We start from the raw sequence: 24,723 nt of genomic DNA, 5'->3' as shown, positions 1-24,723 counted from the left end.
GTAGCGGCCAGGTCAGTTCTTCACCTTGTTGGCGGTCATGTCCCAGGTGGTCGCAGCGGTGCCCTTCTTGCCGCCGTCGTCCTTCTGCGTGGTCAGTTCCCACTTGATCTTCGTGAAGTTGAGCGATAGCGTCTCCACGGGCTTGCCACCGGCGCCGCCCGACACGCTGACGTTGCTGAGCAGGACGTTGTTCAGCGTGTAGGTAATGAACGGCATGATTTTTCCGCTGCTTTCCGCGGCATTGCGGCCGACGATGATCGTGGCCGTCGGAATCGCCTTGCCGCCGCAGCAGTACTCGTTGAGCGTGGGCGTCGAGACATCCACGAATTTGGTGACCGTGAATTCGCCGACGTGCGGCTTGCCCGTCGTGCGCTCAGAGTTGCTCACGTCATTGGCGACTTGCAGGGCCACGTTATGGCTGTACGACATGAGCTCGATTTTGTCGGTGTAGCCCTCGAGCATGCATTCGCCTTTGATGTCGCTGCCAAGATCGAGAATGATCGAATCCATGGATTACGTTTCCTTGAGCACGGCGCAGCTTGCGCCGCGCCGTGTGCAAACCAATAGGGAGAGAGACGCCTTATGCCGCCGCGGGCGGAGGTAGCGAAGCGACGAGCCGGATCGACGCCGTGAGTTCCTCGAGCTGAAAGTGCGGCCGCAGGAATACCGTAGCGCGATACGCGCCGGGTTTTCCGGCCACTTCCGTCACGTCGATGCGCGCCTCGCGCAGGGGATACTGCGCCTTGATTTCCTGCGGCGCGTTGTCGTTCACGAGCACGTAGTCCGCAATCCATGCGTTGAGATAGGTCCGCACGTTCTCGCGACTCATGAACCCGCCCACCTTGTCGCGCATGATGACCTTGATGTAATGCGCAAAGCGAGAGGCCGCAAGCACATAAGGCAGCATCGCCGAGATGCGTGCGTTCGCGGTCGCTTCATCGGTGTTGTAGGCGACCGGCTTATTGGTCGTTTGTCCGCCGAAGAACACCGCGAGACCTTCGTTCTTTTTGTGGCACAACGCGATGAAACCCAGCGCGTCCAACTCCTTCTCCCGGCGGTCGGTGATGGCAATCTCGGTCGGGCATTTCATCGCCTTGTCGCCTGCCGCGGTCCGGAAAATATGGCCAGGCAGGCTCTCGACCGCGCCGCCGCCCTCCACGCCGCGAATCGCCGCGCACCAGCTGTACTTCGCAAATGCGTCGGTAATGCGCTGACCGAGCGCGTAGGCAGCATTGCCCCACAGATACTTCGAATGATCGGTGCCGTTCACATCCTCCGCGAACGAGATGCCGTCGACGGGATTGCTGTCAGGGTGATAGGGAGCGCGCATCAGGACGTGCGGCAGCACGAGCGTCACGTAGCGCGCATCCTCGCTCTTGCGGAATTCGCGCCACTTGTACATGTCGATCGATTCGAACACCTTCGACAGGTCGCGCGGCACGCCGAGCTCGGTGAAGCTGCCCATGTCGAAGAGCTGCGGGTGCGCCGCGGAGATGAACGGCGCGTGCGCCGCAGCGGCGACCTGGGCCAGTTTCTCCAGAAGGCTCAGGTCAGGCGTCTGCCGGCTGAAATAGTAGTCGCCGATCAGCACACTGAACGGATGACCGCCGAACGTCCCGTACTCCTCCTCGTAGACTTTCTTGAAAAGCGCGCTCGTATCGACGTCGATGGCCTTTTCTAGGTCGTTCTGCAGATCCTTCTTCGACGCATTGAGCAGGCGCAGTTTCAGCCGCGTACCCGTTTCCGAATGCTTCACCAGGTAGTGCAGGCCGCGCCACGACGCCTCGAGCGCCTGCATGTCGGGATGGTGCAGCACCTGGTTCAACTGAGCCGTGATCAGCTCGTCGATCTTGCTGATGTGGTCGTTGATCATTGCGGCCGTGTCTCGACCGACCACCATGTTCTTGTCGAGTACCTGCAGCGCGAATTCCGCAAGCAGCTGGCGTGCGTGCTCCTGCTGTTCCGCATCGAGCGCCATGCGGCCTTCCTGGATGATGCGATCGAGCAACGAGATCGTCTGGGCCTGCGCAGAGGCCTCAACGGTTTGGGGTTCCGACATGAGCGTCTCCGTGAAGGGGCCAGGAATCAGGTGCTGGCGGGCGGCGAATCATCGGCCGTGCCGACTTGTGGATAGGCGGATTTGATCTCGGCGAGCCGTTCCGTATTGCCCGCGACCTCCTGCAGCAGCTTGTCGAGCTCGTCGTTGCCGTCGAGCTTGGTCAGCAGGTCACGCAGGCGCAAACGTGCAGCGTAGAGTTGCTTGAGGGGGGCGATCTGATTGACGATTGCCACTGGGTCGAAATCGTCGATGTGCTTGAATCCAAGCTCGACATTGACCTTGCTGCCGTCATTGGAGAGCGTATTGTCGACCTGCAGCACGAGGCGCGGCGCAATGGATTTCATTACATCATTGAAATTGTCCCGGTCGACATCGACGAATCTGCGCTCCGCCATTTTATTTAGGGGTTTTTCCGGATTACCGGACAAATCGGCGAGTACGCCGACTACCAGTGGAAGTTCGCGCTTTTCGATTGCGTTACCGATTTCGACGTCGTAGGTAATCTGAACCCGCGGCGGGCGATTCCTTTCGAACCAATGCTGCGTGCTGTCGGCCATGGCCACCTCTTCAGGTGCGAATGTGACGCGTTGAATGTGCGGTGCTGGCACCGGACTCTTTCCTTTTCGCGCGACGGTCCGGCTCCCGCACAGTGTTGCCTGGCCGTGACTCGAGCGGTCATGCTCCACGCGGGAAAAAAGCGGAAATCTCCAATCGCGCAGTACTGAAAGCTACAAATTATCCAAGCTCTGATGTTTGCAGCATGGATACGCAGAGCTGTACCTGCCTTGGACTTTCTTTTAATGCAAGCGGCTCCATTTCTTAATGAAAGCGGCTCCGTTTCAATTTGCGCTTGTCTAACGAGCCGACTCTACGATATTCTGAGATGGATTTCAAAGATATTTTTCATTGTGTAGACGATGTAAATACAAATTGAATTTGCATCCAATATTGAAACAAAGGGCGCGGGTAGAAGGTCCAGTCCGGGACGGATACGGAAGAAACACGATAATAGGGAAAACGGGCGTGATCAGTGCGCTGCGAGAAGGGCCAACTTGGGGTCGTCTGGCGTTCGTGTTGTGTGGAGGATTGTCGATTGCGCTTGGTGTCACGGCATGCTCGGCGACGCTGCCTCGCGTCAGGATCGACACGCTCACGATGAATGTCGCCGTCGAGGCAAACCTCGATGCGCCGATCGCGGTCGACGTGGTGCTTGTGCGGACGCCGCAACTGCTCGATGCGCTGCTCGGCTTACCTGCCGCGAAATGGTTTGCCCAGCGCGATCAGATGCAGCGTGACTATCCGAAAGAACTGGCCATCCACACCTATGAGCTCGTTCCTGGGCAGCGCATGGCGGATCAGCCGTTCCCGTTCGGGGGGCAGCGCGCTGCCGGCGTGCTGGTGTTCGCGAATTACCAGACGCCGGGTGCGCATCGCACCAGGCTGGACGGCAGCCCGCGAAAGCTGTCGCTAGAACTGGGCGATCAAGATCTGCGGCTGTCGCCGCGCTAGAACCGGGGGCAACGTGCGCAATCAGTTTCCCGATCCGATCTGCTGGTTCGAAGGTATGCCGCTGTTGCCCCAGCATTTCCAGATGCAGTCGTTACACGCGAGCGGCCACGCAGCGCTGCTGGCCGGAGCGGCCCGTCAACATTTCTGGGGCGTGCTGGACCTTGCGTACGAAGTCGCGGGCCTGTCGGACGGGCGGGTTCGGATAACGAAGCTCGATGCGATATTGCCGGATGGGCTGGTGATCAGGCACGCACACGACGACCCTGTGCTCGAGATAGACGTCAAGCAGGCGCTCGGTTCGCCGGACCAGATACTGACCGTGCATCTGGCCGTGCCGCCGCTCTATCGCGGCGGCCGGATCGATCCGCGTGCCACGCGCTATCGCCAGCATCAGAGCGAGGATGTCGTGGATCTCTCGACTGGCGAGGATCCCATGGCCATCACGATCTGGCGTCCCCGCCTGCACCTGCTGGTCGATCTCGGCGACCATGAGTACGAACGCCTGCCTCTCATGCGGTTGAGGCAGCAAGGCGGGGGAGTAGGGCTCGCGCCGTACGTTCCGCCATGCCCGTTCGTCACGCCGGCCGACATGCTTGGCAAGCGTGTCGCGCGCGTACTGACGCGGATTCGCGAGAAGTGCGTGCTCCTGTCGGGCCGCCTCGACGCTGCGCGATGGGCGGACGAGCGTGAGGACGTCGATCTGATCGCTCGTCAATTGAGTGTGCTGTGGATACGCCTGCCCGAGATCGAGGCCGCATTGAACGCGACGGCAGTTCACCCGCTGGACCTGTATTGCGCACTGGCCGGCATGGCAGGCGCGCTCGCCGGCCTGCAGCCTGGCGCGGGCGTGCCTGCTTTCGCGCCGTTCGACTACATGGAGTTGCTGGCGTCGTACAAGCCGCTGCTCGAATTCATCGACAGCATGCTGGACATGATCCGGCAGAACTACCGCGTGCATCAATTCATGAAATGTGAGAGCGGCTTCTGGATCGAGCTGCCGCCCGCGCCGGGGAATGCATCGCACACGGAACTCGTGATCGGGTTGCGCATGCCTGGCGGGGCAAGCGAGGGTGACGCCGCCACATGGCTCGCCGGGGCCGTGATCGCTTCCCGATCCCACCTGCCCACCCTCGCGCGTCAGCGCATGGGCGGTCTCGCGCGCCGGCCGCTTTCGCGCGTAGAACGGGCGTCCTACAGCGTGAGCGACGATACGGTCATGTTCGCATTATCGGTGACGCTAGCGTGGTTCGATCCCTCGCAGCCCTTGCATATCGACGTGCGAAACACCGGGCGCGCCGTGCTGCCGTGGGCCATTCAGTTGTTCACGCCGGACGCCGATACCACCGGCGGCGACGGCGATGCGCGCGAGAACGAACATGGCTGAGCGCATCTCCCGTGCCTACGACGAACGCACGCCGTTGCTGCGGGCGTTCGTCGACGCGTTTAGACGTGCCACCGAAGCGCGCGCCGCACTCGATCAGCCCGTCACGGATGAGAGCGCCCCGTACGACCACGCTGATGGGCCAGCCATCAGCCCGCCCGAGAAGCTTGCCGCTCAGCTCACGACCATCACGCGACGCTTCGCACGTGACGCGATGGCATGGACGGGCGCCGCAGGCGAATCGGATATCGCCGATGCGCAGTACGCGTTCGTTGCGTTGCTTGACGAGCAACTGGTGTTTTCAGACTGGGCCGGCAGGGCGGATTGGGAAGCCGTACCGCTGGAGATGCGGATCTTCGGTACGCACATCGCCGGCGAACGTTTGCCCGACGCAATCGACGCACTGCTGACCCGGCGCGATACATCGCAACGCGATCTCGCACACGTGTATCTGGCGTGTCTGATGCTCGGCTTCAGGGGGCGCCTGCGCGACCAGGGAGGCGCCTTGCGCCACGACCAGCTGCGTCACGCGCTCTTCGGATTCGCGATGCAATGCGATGCCGATCCCGCGCATATCGGCAAACTGCTCGAATGCGCGGCGATTCCGCCGCTCGAGGCGAGACCTCTCGTCAAGATGTTTCCAGACAATGCGCGTTTTCTCGCGCTCGTGGGGATTGGCGCCTGCTTGCTGCTGGGTCTGTCTTGCCTGCTTTGGTGGTCGGCAACGACCGCAGTTCGCCCGGCGCTTCAGCAATTCCTCGGCACTGCCACGTTCGACGGGCCCGTATCCGCTATTGCGGCGAGGGGCGATGCGTCGGCGATACTAAGAGCGTCGGCGAGCGCCGCCCGCCGGCCCTCGGACGCAACCATGGCGTCCAGTGCGATTCGCGAGACGCGGCCGCTTTCCGTGCCGCCCGCCTCGGACCGTGCTGCTTCAGATGGCGTACCACGTACGGGAGCGCGCCTATGACGCTCGTCTACACGCTGCTCGCGCTGATCGCACTCCTGCTCGGCGGTCTCGTCGTAATTGCCGCAGTCCGGCTGTCGCATTCGCGTCTGAGCAGGGCCGCGACGCGGAGCTTCAGCAGCGCCGTGCGTGCCGCCCACGCCGAAATGGGATTGCGTGACCCGTACCAGGTGCCAAGGATTCTTGCTACGGGCTCGCCGTCGACGGTCGAGGCGTTGTGCTGGGCATGGTGTCTTGCACCCGCGGGCGAGCCGGGCTGGTTCGGACGCGTCTGGCACGACGCCGAGGCCCTGCTCTTGGCCGAGCCTCATGACATATTCTCGAGCGGCATGAAGAACCAGGGTTCGAAAGCCGCGCAGCGGCCGATTAGAGCCTTGCTGCGAAACCGGCCGGGCCGTCCGTTGGACGCGATCGTATGGGTCGTTTCCGCCGAAACGTTGATTGCGCCGGAAGGCGCAGGCGACACAGCGCGTGCGGCGGCTCTTGCAGCATCGCGGCAGATGATGTTGTTGCAACGCCAGTTCGGCATGGCGGTGCCGCTTTACGTCGTGATCGCCGGTTGCGATGCCGTGCCCGGTTTCGACGCGCTCGCCTGCAGCCTGCCCAGCACGGGGAGCGACGTTCCGCTCGGCTGGGCGTCGCCGTATCCGCCAAAGCGGACCTATCAGCCGGAGTGGATTGACGAGGCGTTCGTCGCCATGCGCACGGCGCTCGAGCAGACGATCGTCGAATACGGAACGGTGGAGGGCATGGTCAGCGAAGCGCTCTATTTGCTGCCGCAGCGTATCGACGAGCTGCGCGAGCCGTTTCGCGAGCGCGTCGACCTGCTGCTGCGCGGCGCCGCCGACGGGACGGCACCGCTCCTGCGCGGCGTTTACTGTATCGGGTCGACGCCGAACGCCGGCACCGGCATTCCGGACAGTTCGCCCGCTGCGGCTGCACCGGCCGCGCGAGCGGCTGCGTTCGCCGGACGCCTGTGGCGCGATGTTTTCCTCGGCGCGCAGGGCCTCGCGTTTCCGCTTCCGCGCGTGCTGGCGCTACGCATGCGCTGGCATCGCGTTGCAACGGCAGGCGCGGCCGTGGTGGCAGCCGTCTGGCTGACCGGCATGCTCATTTCGTGGTGGAACCTGCGACGCGACGCGCAGATGCTCGCTGCATCATATACGACGCTCGCACTCGCGCAAGGCACCTACCGCGCTTCGATCAAGGACGACACGGCGGTGGCCAAAGCGCTCGCGACCTTCGTGCAGGAGGCGCACAAGGTGCCGCGCTGGCGGCTGACTTCACCGTTTATGCCGCTTTCCTACGTTTTTCTCGATGGCCAGCTTGCCGACGCCGAGCAGCATGTGCTTCGCCGCGTCGTCTTTGCGCCGTTGCACGACCGGCTTGCGCAGCGCGTTGTGCAACTGACCTGCCCGGCTGGGGCCGAGGCGCCAGCAACGGGCGGTATGGAGCCCCGGCCGCAGGACATGCCGGAGTTTGTCGCCGGCACACAGCTCGTAGCCGATACCGCGCAAGCCGAACATCTGATCGCACTGTATGACAAGGTCATCAAGGCGGGCGATGGCAATCTGGCCATGCTCGATCAGGTCATGCGCGAAGCCGTGGGAGTCACGCTTTCTCCCGAACGTATTCCAGATCGAACGCGTCTCGACGCCGCGGTGCGGTCAACGACCGCTGATCCGGTTACTCAGACCCTCAACCCCGCGCTCGATTTTGCTGCTCAGCGGCGGATCAGTCGGTGTTTCGAACAACTGTTTGATGCGTGGTTTGATCACGTGTACGCGGATTCCGCCCTGACCGACAACGCGGCTCAGATACAGTCGACGCTCATCGCGCTGCGCGTGCCAGGCGCATTGCCGACGAACGGACAACTGTCGGAACTCGCCGATCGCATCGACATGTTGGCTGCGCAGAGTGACTCCGCCAATCACGGCTGGGCAGGCGCGGAGGGCAAGGAACTGGTGCCGGGTCTGGCGGCCAGTTTCGATACGGCGCGGCGTCTTCAACTGATCGGTCCCGTCGCCGTGCAAGCGGCGCTCGGTCACCAGCAGGTGGAACAGGCAATATTCGCGCAGCGTTGGCTCGTCGGCGCCGACAGCATGCCAGACGTGTTGGGCACGCTGCCGACAGGCGGCCTGCGCCTGGCGCCAAGTCTGTCGGCCCTTCGCAACTCGGTGCATACGTTGCTGAGCCAGCCCTTCGCCGCGAGGGGCAACTGGCCGACTGCCACGATCGATACCGTCAACATCGATACGGTGCAGCGCTCGCTCGCCGTGTTGCCCGCATGGCAGCAATTCGTCGCGGGGCCACTGGCGCAAGCGCCGATTGATTATCGCGGCGCATTGACGGCGGCGGGGCAGAGCGACGTCGTGAAGAGCATGGTCGATGCGCTTTCAGCATCGGGACGGGCAACACCGACGGCTCGGGACGGAGCTGCGCTCACGGACGCCGCCTCGCGATTCGACATGTTGCGCAAGAACGCGCTGAACCTCATCACCGCGTTCGATTCGCTCGGTCGTGACGATCTCGCGACGGCCGTCGTACTGCGCGTGAGCGACGCGGCACTCGACATCCTTCACGCCGCCGACTCACAGCTCCAAAAGCTCGCGCCGTTCCAGCCTGTGCGAGGCGATTTTTCGGGATGGGACGGGCGGCAGGGCGGGGCCTTGCGCACCTACGGCGTGAGCACGCCGCAGGGCCTGGAGGCATATGTTCGGGCACAGGCTACGGCCATTGCAGATACTGCGGACAGTGCAGCCGGCGCGCTCGACTGGCTAACGACGCAGAAGTCGCCGCTCGCCGCGTCGGACGCGAGGCTCGTCGTGCGGTGGAGGGCGCTGTCCACGGACCTCGTCCAGTATCGAGCAAAGAGTCCCGCCAGTGCGCTGATTGCAGTGCAGTCCATCATTGCGGAGCAATTGGACAAGCTAGATGTAGGTACATGCAGGGGGGCCCTCGAGCAGATAAGCGTGCCGGATGCGGGCGATATCGTGTCGACTGTCGGTCTTCACCTCGTCGCATCCGCGCGGGACCGGTGCCTAAGGCTACAGGCAAGCGGCGGCATTGAGGCCTACGAGGACATCCGCGGCTTCTTCGCGCGCTATCTGGCCGGCCGTTTTCCGTTTGCGAGCGATGCCAATGCGCCAGGTGCGGACCTGCAGCAAACCGCGGCGTTTGTTGCGCTGCTGAACAAACGGCTCGCGCAGGCACAGGCCGGCCTGACGGCAGCGCAAAGCCTGGATCATGGGCCCGGCGACGACGGCCGGCAATTCATCGCACAGCTCACACATGCCAAGCCGTGGCTCGACGAGCTGTTTGCACGCGGTTCCAACGGTGCGTTGCGGGGTGTGCCGCTCAGCGTTGATTGGCGTGTCGCTCGGGCGGACGAGGTGGGCGCCGATCAGGTGATTCAATGGAAGCTGGCAAGCGGTAGCGACACGCTCAGCTATCCGTCTTCCGGCGAGCCATCCATTCGATGGTGGCCGGGCCTGCCGGTATCGATTAGCCTGCGCTGGGCGAAGAACGCGCTGTGGCAACCGATGTTCGATGCGGCGCAACCGGCATTGGCCGGCGAACGTGGTACCGCCGTCTGGAGTTCAGCGGACGCGTGGGCGCTGTTGCGCCTGATGCAAATCCATCAGTCGAATGAGGACGAGGAGTCCGGCGTAAACAGCCAAGCCCCGTTGCCCGCGCGGCTGGTGCTGATCGTGCCGGTGCGGGATCGCATCGGCACCACTCAGACGGCGCGGATGTACATGCGGATCGGCATGACGCTGAACGGCAAGCTGCCGGCCCCCATTCCGCCCCTGCCGTCAGCGGTGCCATCAGGTAGTGCTCAAGCCCGCATGACGAGCATCCGGTTTCCGGCCCCGGTGCGCGTCGAACAACAGGCGGATGCCAAATGATGAGTGATCTCGATATTGCGGTGCTTCTTGAACCCTTGGAGGGCGACACGCCTTGCGGTGAATCGCTGATTCATGACGCGGAGTACGATGCCATCCGCAACGCGCGCCGCGCCGACGATGCGAGCGTGCCCGCGGGGGTCTGGCAGAAACCGATCAAGGTGGCCGACTGGCAGGAGGTTGAGGAGCGTTGCAGCCGGGTACTGAGTACACGAAGCAAGGATCTGACGATCGCCGCGTGGCTCGGCGAAGCGTGGCTTAATCGTCATGGACTGCTCGCCTTACCCCAATGCCTGCGGCTCGTCGTGGAGCTGTGCGAGCGTTACTGGGGCGAACTGTACCCGCTGCCACGTGACGGAGATCTCGGATTTCGGGCCGCACCGCTAACCTGGATGGCCCGTGCGTACCCGGATTTGCTTGCGATGCAGGTAGAAATTTTCTCGGGTGCCGAAGGATTGCCAGGCACGCTCGGCCAATGGAAAAATGCCACGCGCACTGCATTGGCTGTTCGCGATCGTACGGATGTACCCGCCGCGCAGCGCGAAGCTTCTGACAAGGCGTGTGAGGTGCTTCAGGCGGCCGCACGCGCCACGCCGGCTTCGCAGTTGCGTATGGCACTCGCTTCGCTTGAGGCCGCGAAGCCGCTTGTCGAACGGCTTGATGCTTGGTGTGCCCCTCGTCTCGAGCACGAGACGCCAAGCTTTGCAGTGCTGTTTGAGACCATGTCCGAGGTGAAGACCTTGTTGATGGAGTGTCTTGCGATGCACCCTGATGATCTCCTGTCGCCGCAGCTGCAGGTGCGTGCTGCATCTGGTGAGGACGGTGAGCAAACGGCTTCAAGCGCCGGCGGTATGTTCTGGGCCGCCACCGCTCCGACTTCCCCGACAAGCCGGGAAATCGCGTATCGCCAACTCGAGCTGATTGTCGACTTCCTCGCTAGATACGAGCCCCATAGCCCGGTGCCGTATCTGATCCGGCGGGCGCTGGAGTGGGGGAAGAAACCGTTGCCGGAACTGCTGCGCGAACTCATCTCGGGGGATGTCGAGGCGCAGCGGCTGTGGACGTTTTTGGGTGTGGTGGGGGAGGGAGGAACGGAAATATAAGTCCGTTCCTCGTGGATTCTGGTACCGCTCATGTTCAACAACGATGATACAAGCCGTGAATTTCATCATCGCCTCGTTGTCAGCAGCGAGGCGTTCGAACCGGTTGCACCGGGACCTGAAATCGTGGAGTCGTGAGGGGCAGCAACTCACCGATATTGCCGAGTGTCCGCTGCGTCGCGGCTCACCCGGGCAATTCATCCCTGTTCCGAGGCGATGTTTAAAGCTCGATCTCGTTCGATCCGGTGGGAGAATATCATTTTAATTTTATTAAATTTGCATATAAAAATATTCACGACTGGATATTTATCTGAAATTTATCGACTCACTGAATCGATGGAGTTGAAATTTAAAGATTGATGTCGAATGAAATTGTTTGTAGGCTGTTTCTGGCTTTTTAAATTCACCTATCAGCCAGTCTGGGGAAATTAAATGTCGAGCGCATACAACAAGCAAATAATTATAAATTTCTTGAACGGAAATGGCGACCGTACCATTCTGGATGGTACTAATGCCATAGTGGCAAAAGGAGCGCGTCAAGGGGTACGTTCTACTGTCTTCAACGCGAATAGGTGCACAACGGATGAGATAGCCAGGGAGGCGAGTTCCACAATGGGGCCGTGGCGTTTATATTTGCGAGGTCACGGTGACTTCCAAAGAAAAACATTAGGTGGCAAGCGCCCAGATGCCATTGCGAGTTTTTTGTTGGCAATTATAGATCAAGGAAATTTGCCGGACGTCATTTCAGTTACAGGTTGCAGATTGGCATTGGGGCCGACTCAGATTGCGACGCAGGCCCCGAACATCGCTTCGAAGGATAGCTTCGTTGGGGATTTACATCGCATGTTGGGGGAGCACAACATTCATGTGAGAATGAGCGGTCGCGCGATGCTTGTGTCAGTACATGGGGCTGGGACGAAAATTGGAAGGAAAATAACGTTCATTTCAGAAGGCCAGTACAGACATCACGAGCAGAGCCGTTCGAAAGTCATTTTTTTCTGGGACGAGAATGGCAACCAACAATGCAAGTTTTCCTGGGATGAAATGGACCTTGAGGAATGAGGCTAGCGGGAGGTATCCGGAATTCCGTGTGTTAGGCGGGTTAAGATGTAGAAGTTCAGACTTGATCTGACAGTAAGGCCTTGCCAAGAGGCGGGGTTACCCGTTTTGATAGAGGTGCGAATCTTCATCAAAGCAGCGCGCAAGCGCCAAGGAGTAACCCTTGAGTAGTCTCAACCAAAATGTCATCCGCCACAAGATCGGACTGTCGAATCTGGCCACCGAGCTGGGCAACGTGTCGAAAGCCTGCAAGGTGATGGGCCTGTCGCGCGATACGTTCTATCGCTATCAGAACGCCGTTGCCGAGGGCGGCGTCCAAGCGTTATTCGACAGCAGCCGGCGCAAACCGAATCCAAAGAATCGTGTCGAGGAAGCGACGGAAGCCGCCGTCCTGGCCTATGCCACGGAGCAACCCGCCCACGGGCAGGTCCGGGTCAGCAACGAATTGCGCCAGCGCGGCATTTTCGTGTCGCCCTCGGGGATTCGTTCGATCTGGCTGCGCCACGAGCTGTCGTCCTTCAAGCTGCGGCTCAAGGCCTTGGAGAAGCTGGTGGCCGAAAAAGGCATCATCCTGACTGACGATCAGGTGGCCGCGCTGGAGAGAAAGCAGGATGACGATGTAGCCCATGGCGAAATCGAAACCGCCCATCCAGGCTACCTAGGTTCGCAGGACACCTTCTATGTCGGCACCATCAAGGGCGTGGGCCGGATTTATCAGCAAACCTTCGTCGATACCTACAGCAAAGTGGCGATGGCCAAGCTGTACACGACCAAGACGCCGATCACCGCTGCCGATCTGCTGAATGACCGCGTGCTGCCGTTCTTTGAAGAACACGGCATGGGCGTTATCCGCATGCTGACCGACCGGGGCACGGAATATTGCGGCAAGCCGGAATCGCACGACTACCAGCTCTATCTGGCGCTGAATGACATCGAGCATACAAAAACCAAGACGCGACATCCGCAGACCAACGGCATCTGCGAGCGCTTCCACAAAACCATTCTGCAGGAGTTTTATCAGGTCGCGTTTCGCCGCAAGCTTTATCTGTCGCTGGCGGAGTTACAGACGGATCTCGATGCCTGGCTGGCGTATTACAACGGCGAGCGAACCCACCAAGGTAAGATGTGCTGCGGTCGCACGCCTCTGCAAACCCTCATCGCAGGAAAGGAGGCATGGAAAGAGAAGGTCACTAACCTGAATTTGATCTGACAGTCACGCACCGTCAGAACGGGTAACTGTCAGATCGGGTCGAGACTTCTACAGTTAAGACTCAGATTCCGATTCCGATATTGAATCGCTCCGGGTAAAGCAGCGCAAACTGGGTCATTGCGCTTTTCCAATCGTGTTGGTAGCCAGTCCACTTGGCAACGGCGTTGTGCAGGGCCAGCCAGATTAGCTTGAGCTTGCCGCTATCGACTCGGACACGCGCGAGATTCTTGATCCGTTACCTGTTACGTCCGTCACGGTCGAGGCGTTAAAACCTCATCGCCAGTGGATCGAAAACTGGTTGCGTAGTCGGATGACGATGCTGCGGGACGCGTAGAGAAAATTAAATCTGTCTACATGAACGCCCCCCTTTGCGCCGGACTTTCGAGTCTTCGAAAAACAGGATGGGCTGCAGCTCTACATTCGGCCTTGTTGCAGCCTGATTCGCTGCGGGCCCCTATGAAATCCGCAGACTCACGCCTCATTCACTTCACGAGCTTGTTAGGCTCAGACAGATTTTCAGGCTTGGTGAGTCCCAGGTCCTACCTGTTTTGTCATCACACTCGAATGCCACCGCAACTTTTGACGTTCCATCCCTTCAGCACAACTTCCAGACAAACCAGAGAAATCAGGCTGGCTTAGCGCTTTCGTAGTCCTTCCGGTAGGGCCGTTGATGTGCCAGCATCGCCCAGATTATTCGGGCAAGCTTGTTGGCCATCGCAACGATGACGACGTTCAATGGACGCCGCTGTTTCATCTGCGTCACCCATGGACCTGGCTCTCTCACTCGATAGATGATGCTCCGCGCGCCGTGAACGAGCAAAGTCCTGAGATAGGTATCACCTCGTTTACTAATTCCCTGTAGCTCGATCTTGCCGCCGGAACCCGACTGTCCTGGGACGAGACCGAGCCATGCAGCAAACTCGCGGCCGGATCGGAAAGCTTTGGCCTGTCCCATCGTTGCCACTGCCGCCGTTGCGGTAAGCAGGCCTACGCCTGGGATCATTGCAATTGCTTTGGCAGCCGGGTCGTCTTTCATCCACTCATGCAAACGGCGCTCGATCTGGCAGATCTGTCGATCGATGTCATCGAGACCTTTCCATTGCTCGCGTAACGTGTCGATCAGTATCGCTGGCAGGCGTCCCGACAATCTTTCAAGGACCCCAACGACGGATTTGTCCAACGCAGCTCGACCGACACCCATCACCTCACCATACTCGGTCAGCAACCCGCGCAGGCTGTTGATCTGCATCGTGCGGAACTTCACCAGTTGCTGCCGCATGCGATGCAGCGCGAGCACTGCCTGTTGAGCCTCGGTTTTCACGGCAACTTCCTTGCTTTCCATCTGCGTGGCCATCCAGATTGCTCGAGCATCGGCCGCATCGTTCTTGTTGCGGATGTTGAATGCCTTGACGAATTTCGCTGGCATCAGCTTCACCCGGTGGCCCATCTCGATCAATCGCCGTGCCCAGTGTTGGGATCCGCTGCAGGACTCCATCCCGATAAGACAAGGACGGCGATTGGCAAAATATTCGAGAAACGCCGCTCGTTTCACCGGTCTGTTCACGATCTCGCCGGTTTCGGGGTCCACCCAGTGCACCTGCATTACGTTTTTTGCGATGTCCACACCCACGATCGTATGCGTCATGATGGATCCTCCAGCTCAGTAGGCCAATATGATCTACCGATTTCTATTCAGCAGCGACTGCTGGGCACGAATCTACCGCCGACGCCACACGCAGCGATGGTGGGGGGCGTTCATATCATTCACTCCAGAATCCCCGCCGATCTAGGCATCCGGACCCTGAGTTGACGACTTTATTGACGGTCTTACCAAAATAATGTCGTCAATTCGCATATGTCCGGATTAAATTTGTCAACTCGCATCATAGACTTCGAAGCCCGACCGTAAGGCCTTGATCTTATGGACGATTCCCGGCACGCGATGCGGCCGGTTGCGACGCCGCGCCCGCGCGGCGCACCCCGGCTGGACGCCTTCAGCCTCAAACTCGATCGCCGACTGACGCTGTTTCAACGTCGCGCGCCCGAACTGTGGCTGCTCATCGAAACGGATCCCGCTGTCCAATCATTTTGTGAGCGGCCGGGTTACGTGCAGCTCAACGGACAGCGCTACCTCGCCGATTTTTGGGTCCGCTATGCCGACCGCGAAGAGTTGATCATCCTGTCCGATTCGCTCGCGGAAATGCCGCTCCGTGCTGCTCGCCCCGAGTATGAATTGGACGGCGTTCCCATCCGGTCGGTGACATCAACCGACCTCGCGGCCGCGCGCGCCTGGATCGACAACTGGCGGCACATGCTGCCCTGCCTGGTCGCGGCGCGCAGGTTGGTAGCGTCTTCGCTCCTACGCGCAGTCGAAACTTTCGTGACGATGCCGCATACCTTGCTCGAGATCGAGCGTGAGTTCTCTGTCGGCGATCCGGCGCTGATCCGTGCGGCGATTTTCGCGCTCTTGTATGCAGGGGACGTGGACGCGGTTGACCTGCGTACTGAGCCTCTGTCGTTGCTGACGCGCTTCGTCGCAACCGAGGCGGCATGATGGCTCGTCGCAAGCCGGAATTTCAGACACTGGATCCGTCGACCTGGCCGACCATCGCGTGGATCGAGTTTGATACTGCCGAAAGGGAATCGGTCCAGGTGCGTATGACAGCGATCGAGCAATATGCGCGCGGCGCTCCGATCAAGGAGATTGAGCAGAGCACGGGGGTCAACCGACGACAACTTTATCGCCTGCTCGAGCGCGCACTCGCAGCGCACCCGGACGGTCGCCTCTATGGCTTTCGCGCGCTGATCTTGCACGCGCGCGTTGCCGATTACGTCCGTTTGAGTCCAGTGAAACTGAACGGCGAACGCGGTAGCCGCGGCGCCGCCGGCGCGCTATCGCAACTGTTCGAGCGATTCCCGGTGCTCGCGGCGTGGCTGCAGCTGCAAATTAAGCAGTGTCGTGTGGCGTTGATCGAGATCCGTACCGGCGGCGAATTGCGCACCCGCTTGAGCGGCCTTCAAGGACTGCATGCGAGTTTTCTTCTGCAATGTCGCCAGTGCGGCCTCACGGCCGCCGATTATCCGTTCAATACGGCGAGCCACGCGATCCGATCGCTCTCGGCCCGCGTCAAAAGCGAACTGCTGAGCGGATTCGGCACCGCTGCGCGTGCCGCTGGCGCGACGCATCTGAAAGGCCTGCCGCGCAGCGATGATTTCGCTGCGCCCGCCGCGACGCGTCCTTACCAGATCGTTGAATTCGACGGACACCGGCTCGATATCCGGCTCAAGATCGTGATACTCGATCCGCTCGGTTTTACGCACGAGTTCGAAATCGAACGCGTCTGGTTGCTGGTGATCATTGACGTTTGCACACGCGCCGTGCTCGGGCATCACCTCGTTCTGGCTCGCGAATACAGTCGCTACGATGTCATCAAAGCGATCGAAGCGGCGCTCGAGCCGCATCGAGCTCGGTCCTTCACGATTCGCGAACTCGGCTACGGTCCCATGGATGGCTACCCGTCTCAACGCATGCCGGAGCTGGCGTACGTGACGTGGGAGCACATCAAGCTCGACAACGCGAAGGCGAATCTCGCCACCGAGACGCTGGCCGCTTTATGCGAGTTTGTTGGGCTGTCAGGTCGCGGCCGGACCGAAGCACAGTCCGGATGAGCGTCCTTACATCGAGCGGTTCTTTGGCACGATCGCCACTCGGTTGTCCTCGCGCTTGCCGGGCTACACCGGCGGCCACCCTCGCGATTTGCGTCGCGCATTGTCGGACCCAAACGGCAATCTGCGCTTGTTCGTATCCTTCGACGAGCTCGAAGAGTTGGTCGAATACGCAATTGCGAGCTACAACGGCACGCCGCACACCGGACTCAACAACGTCTCGCCGCTCGAGGCGATGGAATTGTTCGTCCGTGGCCGACACACGCTCGTGAACTGGTTGCCGGAGCCCCGCCGTCGCACGCTGTGCCTGATGCAGTCGGCGAAGCGCTGTCGTGTCCACGCCTATCTGAATCAGGGTACCCGACCGCATATCAACCTCTACGGTGTGCGGTATTCGAGCCGCGTTCTGGCTTGCAGCACAGGGCTCATCGGTAAGCAGCTGCTCGTCTACCTGAACGCGGACGACTTGCGCAGTGTCCGTGCGTTCCTGCTCGACGGCACCGAATTAGGTGTCCTCGACGCGCAAGGTGCGTGGCGCGTCGTGCCGCACAACCTGACCTTGCGACAGGAGATTCGCAAGGCCCAAGGCCGCAAGCGTCTGCGGGCATCGCTGGATGTCAGCGGGATCGAAAAGTACATCCACGCCAAGCTCGAGCAAGCGGGGAAAACCCGCCGAGCTGCGTCCGATTTGGCGCAGGCTGCTCGCATTCTGGCGGCCGCGCCGATCGTTCGGACGCCGCCGGGACCGATGTCGACATCGATGTCCACGTCGACCGCTGCAGCCTACCCGGCTACCAGTGTCGTTCAGCCCGAAATCCCACGGGGGCGGGCACATCCGCGCAAGCTGAAGATCGGCACCGGTCAGGTAGGTTGATCCACCGTTTCCGAGAGGAGGACACCATGTCAGTCGAGGTTCCACGTCCCATCGATCCGGCGTTGCATCCCTTGGCGACCGGCAATTACCGGATCGCTACGCCGGCCATCGAGGCTTTCTACGATCTTGTCACGAAATGTTTGCGCTATCGCATCATGGGGGCGCTTATCTATGGACCGCCGCGCATTGGCAAGACCCGTGCAATCGAATATCTGCGATTGCTGCTGGCCCGAGATCTGCCGAAAATCACCAGCTACCACGCACAGTGTGAACACAAGCCGCGTCACGCCGAAGGCCCATTCTTCGTGAACCTGCTCGAGGCGGTCGGAGACCATAACCCGAACGCAGGCGTCGGTTCGGCCAAGCGCATGCGTTTGACGTTGCGCATTCGCGAAGCGGCCGCCCGCGCCGGCAGCGGTACTGTGCTGCTGTTTTGCGACGAGGCGCAGCGGTACAACGAAAACGAGTACGAATGGTTGCGCGACGTTTTACGACGCGCTCGATCGTCAGCAAATCAAGCTGTTCACGTTTCTCGTCGGCCAACAGGAACTGCTCTCCCAGAAAACCGCCCTGCAGATTGCCGGCAAGACGCAGATCGTCGCGCGCTTGATGGTGGAAGAGCTGCCGTTTTACGGGATTCGCAACGTCGACGATGTCGCGACCAGTCTGAACGGTTACGACCAGGCCGCGTATCCGGAGACTAGCGGCTGGAGTTTTACGCGATTCTATCTGCCGCAGGCTTTCGACGCTGGCTATCGCTTGCTCGATGACGCGGGTGAACTCTGGCGGGCGTTTGAGGCGGCCCACCACAAGGCCAGTCTATCGGGCCGTCTCGAGATTCCGATGGAGTCGTTTGCACGTGCGGTCGAAATCGTTTTGAAGGACAGCGAGTTAATGGATGCGCCAGGTTACTGTCCCGAGCCGGCCTTGTGGCAGCACGCAGCGCATCAATGTGGTTACATTCAATCTCGCCATGCGACCGGCCACGTCCTCGCCACAGCGTAGCGGAGCGTTACTCCAACCGCCGCGCCTGCCGATTCTGACGCTCGACGAGCAAAAGCTGACTCCTTCGATGGGTTTCGTGTTCAATAAGCGTTGGCTGGATCCCTGCGAATCGCTCGTGTCGATTTTGTGGAAGTTCGAAAAGGTAAATGCATTGCCAGGTCACGTTATGGCGCGAGCAATGGGTCCCGACATCGATCCGTACGAGGGCGTAGTACCGCAGCTCGGGGAGGTCAGCGTTGCGCGGCTACACAGCGTCCTCGGCATTCCCTATGCGTCGCTCGAGATCGGGCTGCTACACCCGAGTCAGCGGCGCCAGTACAGTCCGCTGTTTCGTCACTGCCGCAGCTGCATTGCGCGCGGCTACCATAGCGTGGTGCACCAGATGCTGAAATTCGACACCTGTCCGGCGCATTATCGGCGGTTGGAAACTGCGTGCCGTCGCTGCGGCTATGAGGCCCCCTACGTCGTGAATGTTCGCCTGCTCGAGTCGCCGTATCGATGCGCGTTCTGTGGTGGCAGTTATGGAGGTAGCGGTTGGTCGCCAGACAAGGCTCGCCCGATGAAGTCTGCGTACCGCAAGGCGTTGACGCGACGCTACTACGAACGTCACCTGGGATAGGGCGCAGATCCGGAAGTTGCACGGAAGTGACGCATCGCCAGACTGATGCGTGCACGATGTATTTGTTATAACATTGTATTGACTCGCTATGGTGCGAGGTCTAACATTGTTATAACGGTGTGGTCATGAGAGTTTCGATTCGCAGAATGGGCAATTCGCAGGGTGTGCTGATCCCGAAGCCGCTCTTGGCTCAATTGGGGTTTGAGGACGAAGTGGAGATGGAAGTGGAAGACGGCACGCTGGTTTTGCGGCGCCCGCAAAATGCCCCTCGCGAAGGCTGGGGGGAAGCCAGCAAGGCGCTGGCCGACGCGGGTGAGGATTGCCCGGTCATGGGCGAGCTCGCCAACGCGAACGACGCGGAGATCGAATGGTAACGCGTGGCGAAATATGGCTAGTGGCCCTTGATCCAAGGTTGAGCAATGAGGTCCAGAAAGCGCGTCCATGCATTATCGTCTCGCCCCCGGAGCTAAACGACCACCTCCGCACGGTGATCGTGGCGCCGATGACATCAAAGGGCCGACCGACACCCTTCCGCGTACCCGTGACGTTCAAGCGTAAGCACGGTTTGATTATGCTCGATCAGGTCCGAACGGTGGACAAGGTCCGGCTCGTCAAAAGGGAAGGGGTTGTCGCCGAACAAACGCTGCTGGCTACGCTGCGCATCCTACAAGAAGTGTTTGCTGAATGAGGGAAAACGATGTTTGAAACCATCCGTCGAGAAATGCAGGAGCTGGTGATGTTGGTTCGTCGCACGACCGAGTGGGACGTGTCGATTGCGCATGGCGTCGTGAAACTCGAAGATGTATCGCCAGAAGCACTGGCTGCCCATCAGGCTCAAACAGCACGCGTCGCGGCACTACAAGAGAAATACGGGATCTGACGGGAAAATTGATGAGTGATCCCATCGAAAGCCACTTCAAGCTGCGTCGTCCGTGCGAGAACTGCCCGTTTCGCAAGAAAGGAGCGATCCCGCTCGCGCCCGGCCGTCTCGAGGGGATCATCGAACATCTGGTCCGAGACGATCACAGTACGTTCCAGTGTCACAAGACCGTGCACAGCGCACACACGGGTGGCGAGTGGGATGACAACGGCAACTACGTGGTGAGCGGTCAAGAAAGTATGTGTGCGGGTGCGATGATCTACCTTGAGAAGATTGGCCGTCCGACCGTTGGCATGCGCCTCGGCCGTGTATTTGGCCAGTACGACTCGGAGCGCCTGTTGCCGGCCTTCGACGATATCATCGACCCAAGAACGGACGACGAAAGGATATGACGATGACGCAAGACGAAAAGCAGATCATTGAGCGGCAGGTGCGCGAATGGACCACCGAGCTGAAGCGGTTGGCCGGCCAAATTGCTGCCGCGAAAGGACAGCCGTGCGCGATCGTGATGATCACGCCGATTGACGAGGGCTACGAGGACGTCGTGCCTGAACTGATCGCCGAGGACGCCATGCGTGTCTTGAATCAAGGCTGGCCGGAAGGTTTTGAGGTTGAAATCCTCAACCAATCCGCATGACCGATCTAGGGAATCAAGATGAGTGAGATCATTACCAACGCCGAGCGAGCGGCCATCCGTGCCGTGGCGTCGGGTGAGAAGGAACAATTGGACGCGGCTCGCGCGGCCTTCAATCGCGCAGCGCCGATACACGGCGTCGACGCTTGCGTTGAACTTCAGTTCATGTCCGAAGTTCTCGCACCGATTCCGGACCTGTTGCTGCGCTCAAAGTACCGCGCAGCGGTATTGGAGCGGTCCAGTTAGCGGATACGCGACGACGCGCCTCTGGTCGTGGATGTCCGAACGCACTGCTTGTAACGCGGTTTGGATTGATGGCTACCATCCCTAGAATAGAAACTCACGATGTCGTCGAGGATGCGATTGGACTATCGGATAGACACCCCGGAGACGCGTGAGAAGGTCATGTTGTTCCTAAACGAAATCGGCATCTCGGCCCGGTACGAGGTGGGCGCCACCGGTTTCACGGAAGGGTGTCGCATTGATCACGGTACGCTGGCTGTCGATCCTGCGTGTCGCGTCTCCACCGTACTGCACGAAGGCGCGCACTTGGCAATTACTCCGCAGTGCTTTCGTTCGTTGATGAACGGCAACCTCTTTGCAGGACAACGGGAAATGCTGCGGATCATGAGCGAAACAGACTTGCCTCCCGACGATCCGCTCTATCGCGCTGTCATCCAATGCTCAGATCCTGAGGCTACGGCGTGGGCTTGGGCGGCAGGTATCGAGCTTGGATTGCCGGGTGACGAGATCATCCGTGACGACGAGTATGGCGGGGACGGCGAGGAGATCAGATTGGCGTTGCAAATGCGCTCGTATGTTGGTGTTCACGGGCTCGCGCACGCCGGATTCTGTGAGATTCGTGTGCGCAACGGCATGGCCGCTTGGCCGCACATGAAATTTTGGACGCAGGAAGTCGGGATGCCTGAAACGGCATCCTGACGTGGCGGAGAAGCTCGGACGAATGTTGGGTACTGTGATGATCGAGAAATGAGAGCGGAAAGCAGAAAGGAAGATCAGGCTCGCCAAGCCCGAGCCCGAACGAAGAGTGCCGCTGGTATTCAGTCGCTCGGTTCCATTCTTGGAACGGCGCATCTTCCGGACGATATTCTTCGTCATTCTGCCGAACTCGCCGAGGAGTTTTTCTCGGCGGCCGAGGCGAACGAGTTTTGCGGTGATCCGGTCGAGACCTACGTGATTCCGGGCTGGGCCAGTCGAGGCGGCACCACATGGCTACCGAATCTCACCGAGCTGGGATATCACCGTGCCGAAGGCGGGTACCGAGGACGCGAGGAACTTCTGGTCGTCACCGCTGGCGTCGATATGCACACCGACGACGAGGGGCTGGTTTTGATGGTCGTGCTCCACAATGACGAGCTGACGTTCCGACAGGGAAAGGTCCGGCACAAGCCAAGAGCAGGAGACTGGTTCATCTTCGATGACCGTCTGCCGCACGGCGTCGACGACGGGCCAGGCCGGGCGACGTTCATTGGATGGAGCATCCCGATCGTTCCAGCCTGACACTCGATAACAGGAGAGAAACGATATGTACTTCGGCGCGACAATGATTCGATGCCCGCTTTGCGGCCGCCCCGCGTTATGCAGCGCGAGCAAGGGTATGTGGTGCGGGCACTGTAAGAACGGCACGGTGCGATAGGGAAGAAGAATAATGAACGGCAGTAAGCGTACAGTGGGGCGGCCAGGTCGACCGGGGTTGGCGAAACACCTGTTGATGCCGTTGCCAACTGAGAAGATCCAAGCGCTGTCACTCGAAAATCATCTCGCGTTGGCAACCGTGCGTGGAGGCCGCGGTGACCTTGATCAACTCAGTTGCTTGATCCGCGTCGTCTATCTCGCGTTCTACCTGCGGGACGCGACCGCGACCAGCGCCGAGGTCGAGCCTTACCGTCGCGCCGAAGCGGCGCTCAATGCGTGCATCACGCGAGTCGAGCTCGGCGAACGCTGTCTACTGCTTGACCACGAACTGGCAACCGTCGAACGCATTCTGGTTGTCCACGACGAGCAGCTTGCCGCAATTCCGTGGCATCGCTACCTGGACGCTTGGCAACGGCTGCAACATTACATCGTGGCCGGCAAGCGCTCGCCGATTGCAACCGTAGTGGGCACGTGACCGCAACGATCGAAGGGCGGGTACCAAGAATTTGATAGAAGTGGCTAGATAATCCTTTTATCACGACGGCACGATTGCCTGCTCAAACTCGGGTTTCGCACAACGTGTGACAGGGGCTGTCGGCGCTGCAACGGCGCCGCGCGGCAGTTGACACCGGTCTTCGCTACACCGTGGCCGGTGACAACTTTAATTCGCAACGTGCAACCTCATGAATTTACGACGGTTTCGCCCTTCATCGCCGGCGCGAGGCGGCGAAGTGACATTTTTACTTCGCAAACGGTGACGACTTTAATTTGGTCTACGGTTGAACGTCGTCATCGTCGCGATGGCCAACAAACTTGCCAGAATAATCTGGGCGATGCTGGCACATCAACGTCCATACCGGACGACTACGAAAGCATCAAGCCCGCGTGACCCGGCTGGCCTACTGGAAGACTTTGCTGGAAGGGATGGAACGTCAAAAGTTGCGGCGGCATTCGAGTGTAATGACAAAACAGGTCGGACCTGGGACTCACCAAGCCTGAAAATCTGTCTGAGCCTAACAAGCTCGTGAAGTGAATGAGGCGTGAGTCAGCGGATTTCATAGGGGCCCGCAGCAAACCAGGCTGCAACAAGGCCGAATGTAGAGCTGCAGCCCATCCTGTTCGTCAAAACCTCGAAAACCTGGGCAAAGGGGGGGCGTTCATGTAGACATTTTTACTTCGCAAACGTTGACAACTTTGCTTCGGTCTACGTTTCTTCAGCACCATATGGCGAGGTGAGCCTGCTGCGATGTTCCGAATTCGCAATCCCGAACCAGTTTTCGGGTTGGGGGGCTCGATGAGGTCGAAGATCGTGTTAAATCAGGTTTTTGACAAGTATCGCTAGAGCTAAGCCACCGGACATGACTATCACCTTGCGAAGCGGGACCAGCTACGGGCCTCAAACCCCAGAAGCGGAGCATATTGGAAACCGCGACAATCGAACAGGCCATCAGGGACCTTCGCTTCCGGATCGTCAGCGACATATGAGCGGACGATTGGGGGGGCTGCTCCAGATCGGAGAAATGACGCAGCGAATCGCGCGTCACAGCGACCCCGACACAACCATTGCTTTGGCCCAAGCTACGCGGGCGACCCGGTCAGCGCTGGGGCCGGAAAACGCGGCTGCTGTATTTGAACGAAATGCGTCAGCTATCAGTACCGGCCAGGCGTTCCATGGGGCGGTGGCGCGCCTTCCCCAGATCCCGGAGAATTTCAGGGACGGGCCGCTAAGCGTGCTAGGGAGGCGGATTCTGCAGATCCCACCAAACCAGCAACAAGCCGCTCTTGATGCGTGGCTGCCGGTTGCCCAACAGCAGCGGAGCAGGTCCGCATTGCTCAATGATCTCGTGCTGGCCGGCGCGGAAAGGCCCGCGGGCCTGAGACAGGGGCCGAACCTTGCAGTTCAGCGCGGCGAAAACGTTCAGGCCGTCGCGCAGCGGCACGGCATTACGACCCCCACGGGCATCCACGATCTGGAGCAGCGCGCGATCCACAGCAATGCTCCGACCTCTGCGGGCAGCGCCGTGATTCGCGGCGAAAACGTTCAGGCCGTCGCGCAGCGGCACGGCATCACGACCCCCGAAGGTATCCACGAACTGGAACAGACCGCGATCCGCTGGAATGTTCCGACCTCTGCGGGCAGCGCCGTGATTCGCGGCGAAAACGTTCAGGCCGTCGCGCAGCGGCACGGCATCACGACCC

23 protein-coding genes and 4 pseudogenes are annotated in these 24,723 nt (G+C 60.2%); 22 read left to right on the top strand and 5 right to left on the bottom strand.

All coding sequences use genetic code 11. The features are described from left to right. Window positions 1–12: 12 nt before the first annotated feature. From BDI24065_RS38580 to tssB, 3 genes are all read right to left on the bottom strand, one after another. On the bottom strand, window positions 13–510 hold the full coding sequence (locus tag BDI24065_RS38580) for an Hcp family type VI secretion system effector (RefSeq protein ID WP_175035609.1): 498 nt from the start codon (window positions 508–510) through the stop codon (window positions 13–15). 70 nt (window positions 511–580) lie between these two features. Continuing rightward, window positions 581–2,059, bottom strand: coding sequence for a type VI secretion system contractile sheath large subunit (gene tssC / locus BDI24065_RS38575; protein WP_175035608.1), 1,479 nt, complete (start codon window positions 2,057–2,059; stop codon window positions 581–583). A 26-nt stretch (window positions 2,060–2,085) separates the two neighbouring features. Continuing rightward, window positions 2,086–2,616, bottom strand: a complete 531-nt coding sequence (gene tssB, locus BDI24065_RS38570) for a type VI secretion system contractile sheath small subunit (RefSeq protein ID WP_175035607.1) — start codon at window positions 2,614–2,616, stop codon at window positions 2,086–2,088. A 466-nt stretch (window positions 2,617–3,082) separates the two neighbouring features. On the opposite strand from tssB, the gene BDI24065_RS38565 reads away from it, so the two are divergent. The 7 genes from BDI24065_RS38565 (at window position 3,083) to BDI24065_RS38535 (ending at window position 13,190) form a co-directional block, all read left to right on the top strand. Continuing rightward, a complete protein-coding gene (locus BDI24065_RS38565; RefSeq protein WP_175035606.1) occupies window positions 3,083–3,568 on the top strand; it encodes a type VI secretion protein in 486 nt (161 codons plus the stop codon). A gap of 13 nt (window positions 3,569–3,581) precedes the next feature. Next, window positions 3,582–4,952 (top strand): type VI secretion system baseplate subunit TssK, encoded by a 1,371-nt coding sequence (tssK, locus tag BDI24065_RS38560; protein ID WP_175035605.1) that lies wholly within the window; start codon window positions 3,582–3,584, stop codon window positions 4,950–4,952. Then, a complete protein-coding gene (locus BDI24065_RS38555; protein ID WP_175035604.1) occupies window positions 4,945–5,919 on the top strand; it encodes a DotU family type IV/VI secretion system protein in 975 nt (324 codons plus the stop codon). The genes tssK and BDI24065_RS38555 overlap by 8 nt, the downstream gene beginning before the upstream one ends. Next, a complete protein-coding gene (locus tag BDI24065_RS38550) occupies window positions 5,916–9,824 on the top strand; it encodes a type VI secretion system protein (RefSeq protein WP_175035603.1) in 3,909 nt (1,302 codons plus the stop codon). Before BDI24065_RS38555 ends, BDI24065_RS38550 begins: the two co-directional genes overlap by 4 nt. After that, on the top strand, window positions 9,821–10,924 hold the full coding sequence (gene tssA, locus BDI24065_RS38545) for a type VI secretion system protein TssA (protein WP_175035602.1): 1,104 nt from the start codon (window positions 9,821–9,823) through the stop codon (window positions 10,922–10,924). The genes BDI24065_RS38550 and tssA overlap by 4 nt, the downstream gene beginning before the upstream one ends. Before the next feature lie 429 nt (window positions 10,925–11,353). Beyond that, entirely contained in the window at window positions 11,354–11,983 is a 630-nt protein-coding gene (locus BDI24065_RS38540; RefSeq protein WP_175035601.1) for a C80 family cysteine peptidase, read from the top strand. 160 nt (window positions 11,984–12,143) lie between these two features. Beyond that, window positions 12,144–13,190, top strand: a complete 1,047-nt coding sequence (locus tag BDI24065_RS38535) for an IS481 family transposase (protein WP_175035600.1) — start codon at window positions 12,144–12,146, stop codon at window positions 13,188–13,190. 61 nt (window positions 13,191–13,251) lie between these two features. Here BDI24065_RS38535 and BDI24065_RS41655 read toward each other — a convergent pair. Then, a pseudogene (locus tag BDI24065_RS41655) lies at window positions 13,252–13,395 on the bottom strand (IS256 family transposase); the annotation flags it as partial. Between the two features lie 420 nt (window positions 13,396–13,815). Beyond that, on the bottom strand, window positions 13,816–14,835 hold the full coding sequence (locus BDI24065_RS38525) for an IS110 family transposase (protein ID WP_175035599.1): 1,020 nt from the start codon (window positions 14,833–14,835) through the stop codon (window positions 13,816–13,818). 276 nt (window positions 14,836–15,111) lie between these two features. Here BDI24065_RS38525 and BDI24065_RS38520 point away from each other — a divergent pair, with 276 nt between their 5' ends. From BDI24065_RS38520 to BDI24065_RS38450, 15 genes and pseudogenes are all read left to right on the top strand, one after another. Further along, entirely contained in the window at window positions 15,112–15,744 is a 633-nt protein-coding gene (locus BDI24065_RS38520; protein WP_175035598.1) for a hypothetical protein, read from the top strand. After that, window positions 15,744–17,730, top strand: a pseudogene (locus tag BDI24065_RS38515) (integrase). Before BDI24065_RS38520 ends, BDI24065_RS38515 begins: the two are co-directional and overlap by 1 nt. A 26-nt stretch (window positions 17,731–17,756) precedes the next feature. Next, window positions 17,757–18,735: pseudogene (locus BDI24065_RS38510) on the top strand (AAA family ATPase). Next, window positions 18,704–19,354 (top strand): hypothetical protein, encoded by a 651-nt coding sequence (locus BDI24065_RS38505; protein WP_254609945.1) that lies wholly within the window; start codon window positions 18,704–18,706, stop codon window positions 19,352–19,354. Before BDI24065_RS38510 ends, BDI24065_RS38505 begins: the two are co-directional and overlap by 32 nt. A 125-nt stretch (window positions 19,355–19,479) precedes the next feature. After that, window positions 19,480–19,728 (top strand): AbrB/MazE/SpoVT family DNA-binding domain-containing protein, encoded by a 249-nt coding sequence (locus tag BDI24065_RS38500; RefSeq protein WP_175035596.1) that lies wholly within the window; start codon window positions 19,480–19,482, stop codon window positions 19,726–19,728. Beyond that, window positions 19,722–20,042, top strand: coding sequence for a type II toxin-antitoxin system PemK/MazF family toxin (locus BDI24065_RS38495; protein WP_175035595.1), 321 nt, complete (start codon window positions 19,722–19,724; stop codon window positions 20,040–20,042). Before BDI24065_RS38500 ends, BDI24065_RS38495 begins: the two co-directional genes overlap by 7 nt. Before the next feature lie 9 nt (window positions 20,043–20,051). Continuing rightward, window positions 20,052–20,234: a hypothetical protein gene (locus BDI24065_RS38490; RefSeq protein ID WP_175035594.1), complete on the top strand. Its 183-nt coding sequence runs from the start codon at window positions 20,052–20,054 to the stop codon at window positions 20,232–20,234. An 11-nt stretch (window positions 20,235–20,245) separates the two neighbouring features. Beyond that, entirely contained in the window at window positions 20,246–20,626 is a 381-nt protein-coding gene (locus BDI24065_RS38485; RefSeq protein WP_175035593.1) for a hypothetical protein, read from the top strand. Between the two features lie 2 nt (window positions 20,627–20,628). Next, window positions 20,629–20,871 (top strand): hypothetical protein, encoded by a 243-nt coding sequence (locus BDI24065_RS38480; protein ID WP_175035592.1) that lies wholly within the window; start codon window positions 20,629–20,631, stop codon window positions 20,869–20,871. 18 nt (window positions 20,872–20,889) lie between these two features. Next, complete coding sequence (locus tag BDI24065_RS38475) at window positions 20,890–21,114, top strand: hypothetical protein (RefSeq protein ID WP_175035591.1); 225 nt, start codon at window positions 20,890–20,892, stop codon at window positions 21,112–21,114. Window positions 21,115–21,273: 159 nt separating this feature from the next. Next, window positions 21,274–21,810 (top strand): hypothetical protein, encoded by a 537-nt coding sequence (locus BDI24065_RS38470; RefSeq protein ID WP_217481849.1) that lies wholly within the window; start codon window positions 21,274–21,276, stop codon window positions 21,808–21,810. 48 nt (window positions 21,811–21,858) lie between these two features. Further along, window positions 21,859–22,389, top strand: coding sequence for a hypothetical protein (locus BDI24065_RS38465; protein ID WP_244137103.1), 531 nt, complete (start codon window positions 21,859–21,861; stop codon window positions 22,387–22,389). Between the two features lie 148 nt (window positions 22,390–22,537). Beyond that, complete coding sequence (locus tag BDI24065_RS38460) at window positions 22,538–22,999, top strand: hypothetical protein (RefSeq protein ID WP_175035589.1); 462 nt, start codon at window positions 22,538–22,540, stop codon at window positions 22,997–22,999. A gap of 307 nt (window positions 23,000–23,306) precedes the next feature. Next, window positions 23,307–23,413: pseudogene (locus BDI24065_RS38455) on the top strand (IS110 family transposase); the annotation flags it as partial. Window positions 23,414–24,044: 631 nt separating this feature from the next. Then, the coding region (locus tag BDI24065_RS38450) for a hypothetical protein (protein ID WP_175035588.1) at window positions 24,045–24,723 on the top strand (679 nt) is incomplete at its 3' end.

It is taken from the genome of Burkholderia lata (genome assembly GCF_902499025.1).
Lineage (GTDB): Bacteria > Pseudomonadota > Gammaproteobacteria > Burkholderiales > Burkholderiaceae > Burkholderia > Burkholderia lata_C.
Note: the sequence above shows the minus strand (reverse complement) of the source record. Positions and strands in the feature narration are given on the sequence as shown.

Bases quoted from the DNA above. Each gene is read 5' to 3' on its own strand.
- tssB (WP_175035607.1), bottom strand. From the start codon at position 2,616: ATGGCCGACAGCACGCAGCATTGGTTCGAAAGGAATCGCCCGCCGCGG.
- BDI24065_RS38555 (WP_175035604.1), top strand. From the start codon at position 4,945: ATGGCTGAGCGCATCTCCCGTGCCTACGACGAACGCACGCCGTTGCTG.
- BDI24065_RS38485 (WP_175035593.1), top strand. From the start codon at position 20,246: ATGAGTGATCCCATCGAAAGCCACTTCAAGCTGCGTCGTCCGTGCGAG.
- BDI24065_RS38470 (WP_217481849.1), top strand. From the start codon at position 21,274: ATGTTGTTCCTAAACGAAATCGGCATCTCGGCCCGGTACGAGGTGGGC.
- tssA (WP_175035602.1), top strand. From the start codon at position 9,821: ATGATGAGTGATCTCGATATTGCGGTGCTTCTTGAACCCTTGGAGGGC.
- BDI24065_RS38490 (WP_175035594.1), top strand. From the start codon at position 20,052: ATGTTTGAAACCATCCGTCGAGAAATGCAGGAGCTGGTGATGTTGGTT.
- BDI24065_RS38465 (WP_244137103.1), top strand. From the start codon at position 21,859: ATGAGAGCGGAAAGCAGAAAGGAAGATCAGGCTCGCCAAGCCCGAGCC.
- BDI24065_RS38550 (WP_175035603.1), top strand. From the start codon at position 5,916: ATGACGCTCGTCTACACGCTGCTCGCGCTGATCGCACTCCTGCTCGGC.
- BDI24065_RS38500 (WP_175035596.1), top strand. From the start codon at position 19,480: ATGAGAGTTTCGATTCGCAGAATGGGCAATTCGCAGGGTGTGCTGATC.
- BDI24065_RS38460 (WP_175035589.1), top strand. From the start codon at position 22,538: ATGAACGGCAGTAAGCGTACAGTGGGGCGGCCAGGTCGACCGGGGTTG.
- BDI24065_RS38475 (WP_175035591.1), top strand. From the start codon at position 20,890: ATGAGTGAGATCATTACCAACGCCGAGCGAGCGGCCATCCGTGCCGTG.
- BDI24065_RS38580 (WP_175035609.1), bottom strand. From the start codon at position 510: ATGGATTCGATCATTCTCGATCTTGGCAGCGACATCAAAGGCGAATGC.
- BDI24065_RS38495 (WP_175035595.1), top strand. From the start codon at position 19,722: ATGGTAACGCGTGGCGAAATATGGCTAGTGGCCCTTGATCCAAGGTTG.
- BDI24065_RS38480 (WP_175035592.1), top strand. From the start codon at position 20,629: ATGACGCAAGACGAAAAGCAGATCATTGAGCGGCAGGTGCGCGAATGG.
- BDI24065_RS38520 (WP_175035598.1), top strand. From the start codon at position 15,112: ATGGACGATTCCCGGCACGCGATGCGGCCGGTTGCGACGCCGCGCCCG.
- BDI24065_RS38505 (WP_254609945.1), top strand. From the start codon at position 18,704: ATGCGACCGGCCACGTCCTCGCCACAGCGTAGCGGAGCGTTACTCCAA.
- BDI24065_RS38525 (WP_175035599.1), bottom strand. From the start codon at position 14,835: ATGACGCATACGATCGTGGGTGTGGACATCGCAAAAAACGTAATGCAG.
- tssC (WP_175035608.1), bottom strand. From the start codon at position 2,059: ATGTCGGAACCCCAAACCGTTGAGGCCTCTGCGCAGGCCCAGACGATC.
- BDI24065_RS38540 (WP_175035601.1), top strand. From the start codon at position 11,354: ATGTCGAGCGCATACAACAAGCAAATAATTATAAATTTCTTGAACGGA.